The following is a 15425-nucleotide window of genomic DNA, read 5'->3' as shown; positions in this document are numbered from 1 at the left end:
GTTTCTTAATTTTCACATGAGCCCTGTTAGGAAGCATAAATGTATGCTATAATATAGCAGACTGCCATACGGAATGGTGTGCACTATAATAAACCAAATGAGGAGGAAGGCAAGGTAAAGGAATGAATTTTATTGAAATTTTGAAGGTTATTTTTTACGGAATCGTGGAAGGTATTACAGAATGGCTTCCCATCAGCAGCACGGGACATATGATATTGGTGGAAGAGCTGATGCCCTTAAATGTCAGCGAGAAATTTATGGAAATGTTCAGGGTGGTTATACAGCTTGGGGCAATACTTGCAGTTCTTGTTCTCTACTGGAATAAAATCTTTCCCTTTCAGCTGAAGGATAAAAATAAACCCTTTGTAAAAGGGGATATTATGAATATGTGGTTTAAAATAATTGTTGCGGTGATTCCTGCGGGAGTTATCGGAATACTTTATGATGACAAGATCGATGCGGCGTTTTATAATTACATAACAGTAGCAATAACACTGATTGTTTATGGTATTCTTTTTATTCTTATTGAAAACCGCAATAAAAAGGGACATTTTAGAATAACCAGTCTTTCACAAATTACTTACCAGACAGCCATTATTATCGGTATCTTCCAGGTACTTTCCCTGATTCCTGGAACCTCCAGATCGGGGGCTACCATACTTGGAGCTATATTAATTGGCGTATCCAGAGGGGTTGCGGCAGAATTCACCTTCTTTTTGGCAATTCCGGTCATGTTTGGAGCAAGCCTTATTAAGATGATGAAATTTGGACTAAATTACACCGCAAACGATGTCCTGGTTCTGATACTTGGCATGTTAAGCGCTTTTGTAGTTTCTATACTGGCTATTAAGTTTCTTATGGGATATATTAAGAAACATGATTTTAAGGCATTCGGTATTTACCGTATTGTATTGGGAATCCTGGTTGTGATATATTTCCTGGCAGTACATTAACCGGCAGGATTATAAATTGAGATGTTTTATAAAAAGGGAGTATGCCAGAATATGGTATTATTCCCTTTTGTTGTAATATTGACTTATACCCTCACCAACAATATGTACAATAGAAAAATATATTTAAAACCTATTGACAACAAATTACACAACTGCTATAATTAGTTTAACGTTAAACGAACAATACATCACAAATACATATCAGTAGTTTAACGTAAAACTATATAAGGACTTATTTGAAAGGAAGGGGAAGATTTATGAAAAAAACGAAAAGACTTGTTAGTATGCTTATGTGCTTCCTATTGATCGCAACCATGCTTGTTGGCTGCAAGAAGGATAACAACACAGCAAATACAAGTAAAAATGACACACCGGCAACAACAGAAGAGGCAACTCCTACGGAAGCAGCAACAGACACTCCTGCTGAGAAATTCCAGTTAAAGCTTGGTATCTGGCCTGAAGATACATTACCGGATGATATTAAGCTTCATGAAGGATATGTAAAGACTTTTAATGAGACACATCCTAATGTAGAAGTAGTTCCTGATCATTATAAATATGCAACAGATACATTCGTTTCTCTTGCAGAATCAGGCAATCTTCCTACCATCTTCGAAACATGGTATACAGAACCTCAGAAGTTAATCAACGGTGGTTTCGTAGCTGATATTACTGATGAATTAAAAGCAAGAGGCTGGGATACAGCAATGAATCCTTCTATTCTTAACCTGCTTTCCAAGGATGGCAAGATATATGGTATTCCTCGTGACGGGTATGCTCTTGGCCTGATGGTGAACGTTGAACTTTTTGAAGATGCCGGTTTAGTTGATGCAAACGGATACCCTAAATATCCTAAGACATGGGATGAACTTGCACAGACAGCTAAAACTATCAAAGATAAGACAGGTCAGGCCGGTCTTTGCCTTTTAGCTAAGGATAATGCAGGCGGCTGGCATTTCAGCAATATTGCCTGGGCATTTGGTGCAACCTTAACTCTTGAAAAAGACGGCAAATTCGTTGCTAACGTAAATACACCTGAAGCAATCAAAGCAATGGAATATGTTAAATCCTTAAAATGGGATTATGATGTGCTTACTCCCGATCCTACCAACGAAGATTGGGGAACTGGTTTTGTAAACTTAGGAACAAGCACAGCAGCTATGTATATTGCAGCTAACGACGCTGTTAACCAACCTACACAGGTTAATGGTCTTCCTGTTGACAAATTATCTTTAGTACCCATGCCTGCAGGTCCTGGCGGACAGTATTCCTTATCCGGCGGTACTCCTTACATGTTCTCTAAGGATGCTACTCCTGATCAGATTAATGCAGCTCTTGACTATCTGGAAGTTATGGGTAAAGCTCCCGTTGCTACCGATGATGCTATTGCTGGTATGAAGGCTGATGCTCAGAACAAGAATGACAACGGCGTACCTGTAATTCCTCGTTTCCCTTGCTGGGTTGACCAGAAAGTTCTTGATGCTGAAAGTGCAGTTCAAAAAGAGTACAGTAATGTTGATATGAATCTTTACAATGATTACTTTAACATCATTAAGGCAGATGGTAATTTAAGATTGGAAGAACCCGGTTCTGCACAGGATTTATATGCTGAACTTACAAAAGTTCTTCAGGCAGTTATTACTGACAAGAAGGCAGATGTTGCATCTCTTATGAAGACAGCTAACGATAACTATCAGAAACTTCTTGATGAAAATGTAAACAAATAATAAATAAATAGTTACACGAGTTGATGGGGATCTTAGGTGAGATGCCCATCAACTCTGATAAGACAGATTGAATTACAAGGAGGGCAGGAAAATTGGCTGAAACGAAAAATGACTTAGCAAATAGGACACCGAGAACTACTAGTAGGATGAAGAGAAAAGATTTAACAGGATGGCTTATCATGCTGCCGACACTCCTGTTATTTGCATTTTTTGTGTGGGAGCCATTGGTTGAAAGTATCCGACTCTCCCTTTATACCGCAAAAGGAATTCGCTTAGAAAAATTTGTAGGCTTCAGCAATTATATGAAAGTACTAAAGCACCCGGATTTCCTTGCGGCATTTTCCAACACATTTGTATATATTTTATGGTCTTTGATTATTGGATTCTTAGTTCCCATTATCATAGCAGTGCTGATAACAGAAACAACTCATTTCAGAAGCTTTTTTAGAGTAGGGGTATACTTCCCCAATATTATGCCGGGACTTGCTACAGTACTTATGTGGGGTTTCTTTTTCCGTCCCGGAAATACCGGCGTTTTAAACATATTACTGGATAAAATCGGTGTAGCGCCTCAGATATGGCTCACCAATCCCAAATGGACCATTCCCCTTATTGTGCTTGCAATGACCTGGAAAGGTGCAGGTTCCACTGCCTTAATTTACATGGCAGGTATATCAAATATTAATCCCGAGCTTTACGAAGCAGCAACCATAGACGGCGCGGGTATCTTAAGCAGAATGCGATACATTACAGTCCCCAGCATCTTTTCTCTGGGCAAGACTTTACTTATCCTGCAAATAATCTCTGTGTTCCAGATAATCTACGAACCTTTGGTTATGACAAACGGCGGACCAAACAATGCAAGTATTTCTATTATGCAGTTAGTGTATAATTACGCTTTCAGGGATTACAACTATCCGATGGCAGCAGCATTGTCCGTTATGATGAGTATCGTGCTAATTATATTAAGCGGTTTGTATTTTAAAATTACCGCTTCCAAAGAAAATTAAGGGGGTGTTTGAATGTTCTTTGATAATTACAGAAAAAAAGAAGACGGAGTTGTCCGTTTTTATGACCTTCATTCCAAACGCACCAAAATATTACTTATTGCAATTTATATCATCTGCTTTGCTATTATCATAGTATCCCTGTTTCCTCCTGTATGGGTATTCCTTGCAAGTTTTAAGGATATCCGGGAATTCAGAAGAAGCGCAACCATATTGCCTTCAAGCTTTGATCTTGACACTTATATAAAGACATGGGGAGATTTGAAATTTGCAAAGTATTATATTAACTCCTCCATATCCGTTGTAGGCAGCGTTGTATGTGCGGTCGTATTTAACGGACTGATAGCATACGTTATTGGAATTTTAAAACCAAAGGGACATAAGATAGTGTTTGGCCTGGTTATGTGGAGTTTGCTGATTCCTGCAACAACAAGTGTTGTAGCGTTATTCGTAAACATTAACAGAATAGGATTAAACCAGTCCTTTTTACCGCTGTGGCTTTCCTTTGGTGCCAATGCATTTTATGTAATATTATTCAAGCAGTTTTTTGAAGGTCTGCCCAAGGAATTGATTGAGGCAGCCAAGTTAGACGGATGCGGATATCTAAAGACCTTTGCCAGAATCGTACTTCCTCTGTCAAAGTCCATCGTTATGGTAGTGGTTATATTTGCAATTAATGCTGCCTGGTCCGATTTCCTCTTGCCTTATCTGGTATTAAACGGTTCAGGGAAGGAAACGGTTATGGTTCGCTTATTTCTGTTTAGAACCTCCACTGCAACAGATGTAGAAGTTCTAAGAGCGGTAGCTTTTTCAATTATACCTCCTATCATTTTATTTACTATTTTCCAAAAACAAATTACAGAAGGCGCAGCAGCAGGAGCATTAAAGGGGTAGAGTATGGCAAAATCAGCAGATATTTATTATAAATTAGACCCGTGGAAGATTATTGAAAAGGGCTTTAACAAAGAATATGCAAAGGTTTCTGAATCTGTGTTTTCCCTAGGGAATGAATACATGGGAACCAGAGGCAGTTTTGAGGAAGGATATTCCGGAGACAGCCTGATAGGCAATTACTTCAATGGGATATACGAAGCGGCAGAATTAGAGAAATCCGGTTATAAGGGAATTATAGACAGAACAGAATTTATCGTGAATTCCGCAGACTGGTTATATACAAGGATTGAAGCAGACGGTGAGAGTGCGGACCTTAATACCAGTGCATTTGAAGATTTTGAGAGAGTGCTGGATTTAAAGAGCGGTATTTTAACCAGAAGCTATACATGGAATTTAAGGAGCGGCAAGAAAATTAAGCTGGAATTTGAACGCTTTTTATCCATGAAAGAGGCAGAGGCTGCCGTTCAAAGGATTAAGATAACACCTGTTGATTTTACAGGCGGGATAATACTCTCTTCCGGTATTGATTTTACACAGATTCATCATATGACTGGTAAAAGTATGTGGAATGTAGTTGATATTGCATCAGAGGATACTGCTATCAGCATGTTGGGAAGCACTGTCAGTACGGACCAGGCTCTTTTGGTAAGTTGTCTGTTTCAGTGTGATTACAGTAGTAAGTCTGACTGCAGGGAAGAAAAGAAGTTAGTAAGAAGGTTTGTGCTGGCAGCAGAAGAAGGAAAGACCTTAGAGTTTACTAAAATTATAAGGAATATCAGCCGTAAAGGTACAGGCAAAGAAGATAAGGAAGCTTTTGATAAGAAGTGCCAGGAAAACTTTAAGGTATTAAGAGCGTTAAGTTATGAGAAATTAAAGGAAGATACCCTTAACTGGTGGAAAAACACCTGGGAGGATTCTGACATTGCAATTGACGGAGACGAATTAAACCAACAGGGTATCCGATATTGTATCTTCCAGATGCACCAGACCTATCACGGTGCCGACAAGGGAACCATTATTGGTGCAAAGGGTTTAACCGGAGAAGCTTACAGCGGAAATACTTTCTGGGACACGGAAGCCTACTGTCTGCCCTTTTACATCTTTAATAATACGGAAGCAGCCAAACATCTGCTTGAATTCCGTTACCTGACACTTACCGAGGCAATGGAAAGAGCAAAAGAATTGGATTGCAAGGGTGCTTTTTATCCCATTGCTACCATCACGGGAAGAGAGTGCTGTTCCTTGTGGCAGCATGCCAGCTTACAGCTGCAGGCTTCTACGGCAGTTGCTTATGGGTACTGGCATTACGAGAACATAACCGGAGATGAGGAATTTCTCTTTAACATGGGACTTCCTATCTTGATTGAGCTTAGCAGAATGCTTGCAACAAGAGGAGACTGGAGTGCGGATAAGACACGTTATGGCTTTTATGGTGTAATGGGTCCTGATGAATTCCAGATGATGGTTAACAATAATTGCTATACCAATTATCTTGGAAAGAAGACGCTGGAATATACCCTTGATGTTTTAAACAGGTGTTCAGAAAAAGCTCCGGACAGGTATCAGGAGGTTATAAAAGAACGGGGACTTACGGCAGAGGAAGTAAAGTATTTCCGAAGTATTGCAGAACATATGTATATTCCTTATGAAAAGGAAACCGGTGTATTTGAGCAGCATGAAGGATATTTTAACCTGCCTCATGTAGATATTGATGAAATACCCATAGAGGAATTCCCTTTATACCATCACTGGACCTATGACAGAATATACCGCAACGACATGTTAAAGCAGCCGGATGTTTTGATGTTTATGCTGATGTATAACAGCGATTTTACAGAGGAACAGCTAAGAAGTAATTATGAATATTATGAGCCCAGATGTATCCATGAGAGTTCTCTTTCACCCTCTGTTCACTCTATCCTGGCTTCACAGATAGGAAAGGAAGAGGAGGCTTATAAGTTCTTTGGATTTGCCACCAGAATGGATATGGATAACTATAACAGAAACACAGGCGAGGGACTTCATACTACGTCTATTGCAGCAGCCTGGATGAACATCGTCTATGGATTTGGCGGTATGAGGTCTGACGGGAAAGAACTTTCCTTTGCTCCTTCTCTTCCGAAGGAATGGAAAGGCTATTCCTTCAAGATTCATTTTAAAGAGGACGTTCTTTTCGTCAGAGTAGATGGAAAGAATGTAAAAATCACCTCCAAGAAGGGGGCAGGCATACCGGTTCTGATTTATGGAAAGCCATATACTTTAGGGAAGGAAGAATTAGTGATTCCTATCTCCCGTTAGGAAAGGAATTAACTTATGGTTAACTGGAAGATTGAAGAAAATGGATTTGATGAAGAAAAAGCGACAGGTCTTGGGAATAAGTTCTTAACCGGCAATGGCTATATGGGTATCAGAGGAACCTTGGAAGAGTTTAAGAGGGAACAGTTCCCGGCTATTAACCTTTCCGGTATCTATGACCAGGTAGGAAACGGCTGGAGGGAACCTCTTAATGCCCCTAACGGTCTTTTTACCAGAATCCTTGCAGCGGGTGAGGAATATGCCCTGCCGGAAAAAGAATGTCTTTCCCATAAGATGACCCTGGATTTCAGGCATGGAATCTTTCACAGAGAGACTGCTTTTCAGACGGTAAAGGGCAAAGTACTTCTTGAAACACAGCGCTTTGCCAGTATGGATGAAAAACACCTCATTTGCCTGAAGGTTAAAATAACACCTTCCTTTGACGGCAGTCTTGAGGTGCTCACGGGAATAGACGGAGATGTCTGGGATATTAACGGGCCCCATTATGACAAGGTAGAAACCGGTACCGAGGAAGAGGTTATATGTGCCCTTGGAATCACCCATGAAAATAAAGATGAAGTTGTAGTTTGCGAAAGTTTTGATGCTGCCTTTGCGGCAGAAGAAGTGACAGAAAGTGCCGGCAGAAAGATTGTCAGACATCTGAAGCTTACGGTTAAGGCAGGGGAAGAATATACCTTCTATAAGTATATCAGCGTATACACCAGTAAGGATTTGCAAGGCTATAAGGAAGAGGCAAAAGCCCTTGCAGTCCAGGCAAAGTCTAAGGGCTATGAAAGCCTGTACGCAAAGCATTGCAGCAAGTGGGAAGAGGTGTGGAATGTATCGGAGGTTCTGATTGAAGGAGACGATGAAGCCATGGAATCACTTAATTATTCCTTATATCATCTTCACAGCATTGCCCCCAGACATTCAAAGAGCCTGTCCATTGCAGCAAGAGGGCTTTCCGGTCAGACCTATAAGGGAGCGGTATTTTGGGATACGGAAATGTTTATGCTGGACTTCTTTCTCTTTACGGAGCCGGAGGTTGCAAAAACACTGTTAAAATACCGTATCGACACCTTGGAAGGTGCAAAAAAGAAAGCAAAAGGCTATGGTTTTAACGGAGCCTTCTATGCCTGGGAGAGCCAGGAGGGCGGCTTTGATGCCTGTTCGGATTACAACGTAACGGATGTATTTACCGGACGTCCCATGCGCACTTATTTTAAAGATAAGCAGATACACATTTCAGCAGCAGTTGCTTATGGCATTATGCGTTATGTACAGTTTACGGGTAAAGATGATTTACTGAAAGAAGGCGGTGCAGAGGTAATCATTGAATGTGCCAAATTCTACTACAGTCTTTTAGTAAAGCGAGTAAATAAAGACTGCTATGAATTGTGGGATGTTATCGGACCTGATGAATACCATGAAAGAGTGAATAATAATGCCTATACCAACCGGATGGCTAAGCTTACATTCGATTCGGCTGTAAATATATTGGAAAATTATACAGAGCAGGATAGTGTCCTCTATAAAGAACTTTATAATAAGTTTAAAGATGCAGCAGAGCATTTATATATCCCTTCACCGGATAAAGAAACAGGAGTTATTGAACAGTTTGACGGATATGAACAATTGGAGGAAGTTACGGTTTCAGAGGTCAAATCAAGACTTCTGCATGAAAAGGAATATTGGGGAGGAGCTTATGGTGTCGCTTCCCATACCAAGGTAATCAAACAGGCGGATGTGGTAACCATGGTTAACCTCTTTTCCGGGGAATACGATAAGGATACCCTTTATAAGAACTGGGCTTATTATGAGCCGAGAACAGAGCATGGTTCTTCTTTAAGTGCCTGCATGTATTCCATGCTTGCCTGTAAGTGTGATATGGCAGAGAAAGCTTATCCTTTCTTTATTAAGTCTGCAAAGGCAGATTTAGTGGATGGAGGAAAGCAGTGGGCAGGACTGATTTATATAGGAGGTACGCATCCGGCTGCCAGCGGAGGAGCTTATATGACCGCAGTGGAAGGATTTGGAGGACTCCATATTGAAAATGGGACTTTAAAAGCAGAGTCAAAACTGCCTGATGGATGGAGCAAATTAAGCTTTAAGGTTTATTATCTGGGAGAATTGCATCAGGTAACTATAACAAAAGAAGAAGCCAGGGTAGAGAAGATAAATTGAATTAGAAAAAGAAAAGGGGATGAATAAATTGACATCCCCTTCTGACTAATTAAAAAGTGATTTTACACTTTGACGTTCCACAAGATGAATAGGAAGAATAATTTCCCTGTTGGGAATGGGCTTATTGTCCAGCTTGTCCATTAGGAAATAAACAGCCAATTTTCCCTTTAAGGGCGCATCCTGATGAATTGTGGTGAGTGTCGGACAGGTTAACTGGCACAGGTTAATATCATCAAAACCTATAATGGATATATCTTCCGGGACTTTTTTGCCTGCCTGTTTAAGACCTGCCATAATACCGGCAGCCAGGATATCAGCGGTGGCAAAGACTGCGGTTATATCCTTTCTTGCCGCAAGTTTTGTACCCAGGGCAATGGTGGTAGCCGTGTCAAGCTCCTGCTCGAATACAATATTCTGGCGGAAGGGAACGCCGGCTTCCTTTAAGGCATTCTTATATCCCTGAAAACGTTCATAAACAACGCCCTTTTCTTTAATGCTGGGTGAAGCGAAAGCAATATTTTCGTGGCCCTTATCCAGTAAATACCTGGTTGCAGTATAGCCGCCGTCATAATCCTCCAAGCCTACATTGCAGATATTAGGATGGGATACATAGCTATCAATTAATACTACAGGAATTTTAAGACTTGTCAGGGCTTCAAAAAATTCATCCTGGAATACACCGGTACAGAAAAGGCCGTCCACATTCCAGTTGTGCAAAAAGTTTATCAAGTCAGATGTAGTTTCTACTGTACGAAGCATTAAATAGTAGCCGTTTTCCCTTAAGGTTTTTTCAATAGAACCAATAAAGGCGGAGTGGAAGGGGTCTTCTACAATACTTTCCTTTTTATTTGAAGTAAGGTGGCTGATCATTCCAATAACTTTGGAAGAACTGGACACCAGGGAGCGTGCGGACATATTCGGAACATAACCCAGTTTATCTATAGCTTCGTTAATGCGGGTAATAGTTTCTGCTGATACGCGGCCTGTCTTTCCGTGGATCACATTGGAGACAGTAGTACAGCTTACCCCTACGGCTTGTGCAATATCCTTAATGGTGGTCATTTGAATGTTCCTTTCTTTAGCGGGTTTAATGTTAAACTTAAGTGTAAATAGTTTAACATAACCAGGGGAAAATGTACAGATTAAAAAAGCAGCAATAAATTCAAAGGAGATGAGATCATGATAAAAGGAGTAATTTTTGACTTGGATGGGGTTTTGGTTTCAACGGACGAAATGCACTTTAAAGCATGGAAAATGTTAGCCGAAGAGCTTGGTATAGATAAATTTTCAAAAGAAGATAACAAAAAGCAAAAAGGTGTAAGCAGAATGGAATCATTGGAGGTGGTTCTTAGCAAGGGCAGCAGGATTTATACAGTGGCAGAAAAGGAGGAACTGGCAGAGCGGAAGAATAATTTCTATAAAGAGCTTCTTACGGAACTTAATGAGAGCGCCATACTTCCGGGAGTAGTGGAGTGCCTGAAAATGTTAAGGAATAAGGGGATTCTGATAGGAATCGGTTCAGTAAGCAAAAATGCGCCGATCATCTTAACAAAAACCGGGCTCATGGAATATGTCGATAAGGTAAGCTGCGGGCTGGATATAACAAAGTCAAAACCGGACCCGGAAGTATTTGAGGTAGCAGCTAATAAGCTGGGACTTAAATATGAAGAATGCCTTGTAGTCGAGGATTCTTTTGCCGGAATAGTGGCAGGAAAGGCAGCACATATGAAAACCCTTGGAGTTGGGACCGAATATGAACAGCTCCGTGCGGATTATGAAGCGCCGGGTCTTGAGGCAGACATTGACTGGAAGACTATCTTAGAGTCATAAGGAATGGAGGAGGGTATTTACATGAAAGGTAAGAAAAAAGCAATTATAGTGGTTGAGTGGTTTGCAATTCTCGCGCTTGTTATAACTGCAGCGGCAGCGGGAAAACACTTAAGGGACAGAACAGAAGAGGTCAGTAAAATGATAAGTTACGAAGGGTCCAAGCTGGTGCTGTATGACGGTCCAAAGTCTCTAAAAGATGAGACAGCGGATGACCTGGCAAGTGCCAGTGAGAAGGAAAGAAACTTTGCCTTATTGCATTGCACAGACACAAAGGTCAAAGTAGACGGCTATGACTGTTATGTATATGATACCAACGTAAATCATAACAGAGCCTGGTATCCGGACTATATGCCGCCTCAGTCAAGAACTCCTATTACTTACTTTGACTTTGAGAGTGTTGCAAAAATTGAGGTTAGTGTACCAAATATGGACTTAAAATCAGTAAAGGTAAGCCCCTTAAGCTATAGTATCAAGCCTGAAGTAGATACCGCAGCCAAAACAATAACCTTTACCATTACGAAACCGGATAATTATACCGTAACATTTAACGATTCGCCGGAACGTGCTCTTCATATCTTTGCAAATCCCATTGATACGGATGCACCCACTAAGAGCAGCGATACTGTAAAATATATCGGACCTGGTGAGTGGAATATTGAAAATATTGTGTTAGAAAACAATCAGACACTGTACCTGGCAGGCGGTGCCGTTGTACATGGCATTATCAATTCTAATTACGCAAAGAATATTAAGGTGGAAGGAAGAGGAATTCTTGACGGGTCCGGCTTTGAAGGCTGGATGGGTAAGACTGCTTATGTTCCCCTTAAATTTGATGATTGTGATGGTGTTACCCTAAAGGATATTATCGTATTAAATCCCAATGCATGGGTATGCTCTGCCAAAAGTTCAACAAACGGTGTGATTGATGGAATACGTATTATATCCTCAAGGCCCAACGGTGATGGCATCACCTTACAGTCCTGCACCAATTACCAGGTATCTGACTGCTTTGTAAGAAGCTGGGATGACTCCCTGGTTATTAAGAATTATGAAGGCAGTTCTTCGGATATATCTTTTAAAAATATGCAGCTCTGGACGGACTTTGCCCAATCCATGGAAATTGGCTACGAAACCAATAAGGGACAGCAAAAGGATGTATCCATATCCAATATAAGCTTTGAAGATATTACCGTACTAAATAACTTCCACAAGCCGGTAATATCCGTACATAATGCCGATGATGCAACCGTAAAGGACATAACCTTTAAAAACATAACGGTTGAAAATGCCCAGATGGGTTCAGGGGATGGGGATGAGATGCCTTACCTTATTGACCTTCATATACCGAAGACCTCTAACTGGACCTCCACCAAGGAAAGGGGACAGATCGATGGGGTAACCATTGATAATGTAAAAGTGCTTTCCGGTAAATTCAGTCCGTCAAGAATTGAAGGCTTTGATGAAGCACATAAGATTAAGAATATTACCATCAGTAATCTGGAAATTCTGGGAGAGAAGATAACCGGCCTTGATCAGGGAAAATTCGAGGTTGATCCTGATACGACTGAAAATATAGCCATTAAATAGAAAGTTTATAAAGGAGGATAGTCAGATGAAAATAGTACGTCCCATCATCATTGTACTTTTATTGGCAGCCAATATATATCTTATCGGATATGCACCGGGAAAAATAAAGGAACCGCCTAAGAATATTGAGGCCGGCAATGTAACGGTTATAAGTACGCCGGATCAGGCAGAGAGTATGGAGCATCCGGACTTTAAGAAAAAAGAATATAAGCTGGTACTGCCGGAAGGCACTAATATCGCATTGAAGAAGAAAGTAACGGCAAGCAGCTTTGCAGATGTTTACACACCAAGAAAGGTAACCGACGGAGTTGCTCTTGGAGTATCCTACTGGGAAGGGAAATCAGATTATCCCAATTACCTTACGGTAGACTTAGAGAGCAAGCAAAAGTTCCATGCAATAAGGGCTGCTTTAAGCCCTATGGCCATATGGGGAAAGAGAACCCAGACCTTTGCAGTAAATCTTAGCGATGATGGAGTGAACTTTACGCCCTTTATCGAAAGCAGGCAATATACCTTCGATCCGGATACGGGCAATGAAGTACAGCTGCTTTTTGATGATACCGAGGCCAGATATGTGCAGCTGGTATTTACAGAGAATTCCGGAGCCGGCGGCGGTCAGGTAGCGGAGTTTGAGGTTTACCAGAAGTAACGGTGGAAAGGGGTTAAAGTGAAAGCACAAAGGAAAATCAAAACAGGTTACAGTATCAGATTTCGCTTAATCGGTGCATTTCTGATACCCACCTCGTTTATTATTCTATTGGGAGTGGTAAGTTATTTTTTAGCATCTAAGGGAATGGTAGCAAACTATGTGAATTCCAGTAAAGTAAGTCTGAATATGATGGGGGAGTATTTTGACCTTGGACTTACCAATATATCAAGTAAAGCAATTGATATCATTTCAGATGAAACTACTCAGAGGTACTATTCCAAGTATTACTCTGATAAACCCACAGAAGAAATCAGCCGGTATAAGGAAGTACAAAAAAAGATACTGGCCGCCGCGGCAGCCGATAAATCAATATCTAATATCTCTGTATTTGCAGGTTACGGGCATCCTGTTTCATCGGCGGGAACTCTAAAGGACAGCTTTTATACGGATTTTACAGCATCGGATGATTATGCTCTTTTAACGGATGGCGGGAAAGAGAAGAATTGGACCGGAAGCCATCCTTTTCTGGATGAGACTTTAAAAATCAAATCTTCTGATTATGGTATCAGCTACATTAAAAGAATAACCAATACCGGGTATAAGCAGATTGGTTATGTAGCGGTCGATGTAAAAAAGAGCTTTTTTACACAAATTTTTGCAGAGTCAAGCTTTGGAAAGGGGAGCCTTAGCGGATATGTTACTGCCGATGGTAAAGCTGTCTTAAGTGAAGAAGAAAAAGGAAAAACAGCCATTACGGATACGTCCTTCTACAAGGAAATGCGGAAGGAGAAACAGTCATCCAATGCAAAGTATGTGGTATATAATGGGGAAGACTATCTCTTTGTATATGCAAAATCAGCGCTGAACGGTTCCGTGACATTTGCCTTAATTCCGGATTCCCTGGTTACAGCCCAGGCAAATGCGGTCAAGGTGATAACCATGGTAATTATGGCATTGGCAGTAATAATTGCCCTTGTTATCGGAATATCTATATCCGGCGGCATCAGCTCTGCCATCTGTAAAACCAACAGGGTTTTGGATGCTGCTGCAACCGGGGATTTAAGGCAGCAGATCCATCTGAAAAGAAAGGATGAATTCAACCTGCTGGCAAAGAGTATCAATGCCATGTTTGAAGGAATGCATGACCTGATTCAGAATATATTTGGTATCAGCAAGCAGACGGCAGGCATGTCTGTGAAAGTATCAGGTACTTCGGAATTATTGGTCAATGCTTCAAAGGATATTGCCATGACCGTTACGGAAATAGACCAGGGAATTTCCTCTCTTGCAAGAGATGCCGAGAGTTGCTTTAACGGTATGTCCGAACTGGCAGAGCATATCGGTACCCAGGAAGAAAATGCCGGTAATATCCGGACCATTGCAGAAAATACCAACATTACTTTAAGCAGGGGCTTAAAGAATATAGAGGAGCTAAACAGTAAGCAAAAGGATACTTCGGACATCACCCAGGCAGTTATCAGCAATATCCTGAATCTCGAAAAACAGTCCGATGCTATTATAGAAATCGTAGAAGCAATCAATGAGATTGCGGAACAGACGAGGCTTCTCTCCTTAAACGCATCCATTGAAGCTGCCAGAGCAGGTACTTATGGAAAAGGTTTTTCCGTTGTGGCTGACGAGATAAGAAAGCTCTCCGAGCAGTCCTCAGGGGAGGCAGGAAGAATCGGAGAAATTGTGGCACGGATCAGGCAGAGTACCCAGGAGACCGCCACAGTGGCGACAAAGGCAAATGATATCGTAACAAAGCAGGAAAATACCTTAAATGGGACGCTGGAGGCCTTTAACGGTATCAATACCCATGTATCCAGGCTGACAGAAAGTTTAAATGAGATTATATCAGGGCTTGGGCGTATTGGTGAGTTAAAGAACGAAACCCTTTCGGCTATTGAGAGTATATCGGCAACCCTTGAAGAAACCTCTGCTGCCTCTGCACAATTAGGTACAACGGCAGAGCACCAGCTTTTGGCAGTAGAAGAGCTGAATAAGGCAGTGGAAGAATTGAACCAGGAGACAGAAAACATGGAAAGCTCTGTTAAGATGTTTAAAATCCATTCCTGAGAATTTGGTTAAACATACGGCCTGTAAAAGAAACAGCTCCTGATTACCGGCAGCCCTATGAATTTCTGATATAGCATGCAGAAATCCATGGGGCTTTTGGCAGTTCGAGGATAGTGTGAATTATTGAAAAGCATAATTCATACGCAAGTTTATGCCTGCGAAATCCTCGGCACAAACTTGAGGTGTATTGAGGAAGGCATGGGAGCTAGTGTGAAAAATA

Annotated in this window: 11 protein-coding genes; 10 read left to right on the top strand and 1 reads right to left on the bottom strand. The window is 41.1% G+C overall.

Annotated features, from left to right (window positions below; all coding sequences use genetic code 11):
* The first annotated feature begins 122 nt into the window (after positions 1–122).
* The 6 genes from BUF11_RS15470 to BUF11_RS15445 all read left to right on the top strand — a co-directional run bounded on the left by BUF11_RS15470 (position 123) and on the right by BUF11_RS15445 (position 9060).
* Positions 123–953: an undecaprenyl-diphosphate phosphatase gene (locus BUF11_RS15470; RefSeq protein ID WP_073589759.1), complete on the top strand. Its 831-nt coding sequence runs from the start codon at positions 123–125 to the stop codon at positions 951–953.
* 257 nt (positions 954–1210) lie between these two features.
* Positions 1211–2680 (top strand): ABC transporter substrate-binding protein, encoded by a 1470-nt coding sequence (locus BUF11_RS15465; RefSeq protein WP_073589758.1) that lies wholly within the window; start codon positions 1211–1213, stop codon positions 2678–2680.
* A 92-nt stretch (positions 2681–2772) separates the two neighbouring features.
* On the top strand, positions 2773–3690 hold the full coding sequence (locus BUF11_RS15460) for a carbohydrate ABC transporter permease (protein WP_242952385.1): 918 nt from the start codon (positions 2773–2775) through the stop codon (positions 3688–3690).
* Positions 3691–3702: 12 nt separating this feature from the next.
* Complete coding sequence (locus BUF11_RS15455) at positions 3703–4581, top strand: carbohydrate ABC transporter permease (RefSeq protein WP_073589757.1); 879 nt, start codon at positions 3703–3705, stop codon at positions 4579–4581.
* 3 nt (positions 4582–4584) lie between these two features.
* The gene (locus BUF11_RS15450) at positions 4585–6879 is read left to right on the top strand and encodes a glycoside hydrolase family 65 protein (protein WP_073589756.1); all 2295 of its coding nucleotides are present in this window, start codon (positions 4585–4587) and stop codon (positions 6877–6879) included.
* A 15-nt stretch (positions 6880–6894) separates the two neighbouring features.
* Positions 6895–9060, top strand: coding sequence for a glycosyl hydrolase family 65 protein (locus tag BUF11_RS15445; RefSeq protein ID WP_073589755.1), 2166 nt, complete (start codon positions 6895–6897; stop codon positions 9058–9060).
* Positions 9061–9105: 45 nt separating this feature from the next.
* Here the strand turns inward: BUF11_RS15445 and BUF11_RS15440 are convergent, their stop codons facing one another.
* Positions 9106–10122: a LacI family DNA-binding transcriptional regulator gene (locus BUF11_RS15440; RefSeq protein WP_073589754.1), complete on the bottom strand. Its 1017-nt coding sequence runs from the start codon at positions 10120–10122 to the stop codon at positions 9106–9108.
* 117 nt (positions 10123–10239) lie between these two features.
* On the opposite strand from BUF11_RS15440, the gene pgmB reads away from it, so the two are divergent.
* Genes pgmB through BUF11_RS15420 form a run of 4 tightly spaced genes read left to right on the top strand, consistent with a single transcriptional unit; the run spans position 10240 to position 15205 of the window.
* Positions 10240–10890 (top strand): beta-phosphoglucomutase, encoded by a 651-nt coding sequence (pgmB, locus tag BUF11_RS15435; protein WP_139243429.1) that lies wholly within the window; start codon positions 10240–10242, stop codon positions 10888–10890.
* Positions 10891–10911: 21 nt separating this feature from the next.
* A complete protein-coding gene (locus BUF11_RS15430) occupies positions 10912–12477 on the top strand; it encodes a glycosyl hydrolase family 28 protein (RefSeq protein WP_073589752.1) in 1566 nt (521 codons plus the stop codon).
* Positions 12478–12502: 25 nt separating this feature from the next.
* On the top strand, positions 12503–13126 hold the full coding sequence (locus BUF11_RS15425; RefSeq protein ID WP_073589751.1) for a discoidin domain-containing protein: 624 nt from the start codon (positions 12503–12505) through the stop codon (positions 13124–13126).
* Positions 13127–13144: 18 nt separating this feature from the next.
* On the top strand, positions 13145–15205 hold the full coding sequence (locus BUF11_RS15420) for a methyl-accepting chemotaxis protein (protein ID WP_073589750.1): 2061 nt from the start codon (positions 13145–13147) through the stop codon (positions 15203–15205).
* Positions 15206–15425 lie beyond the last annotated feature (220 nt).

Origin of the sequence: Anaerocolumna xylanovorans DSM 12503, from assembly GCF_900143645.1 — a bacterium.
In the GTDB taxonomy this organism is placed as follows: Bacteria; Bacillota; Clostridia; order Lachnospirales; family Lachnospiraceae; genus Anaerocolumna; species Anaerocolumna xylanovorans.
Note: the sequence above shows the minus strand (reverse complement) of the source record. Positions and strands in the feature narration are given on the sequence as shown.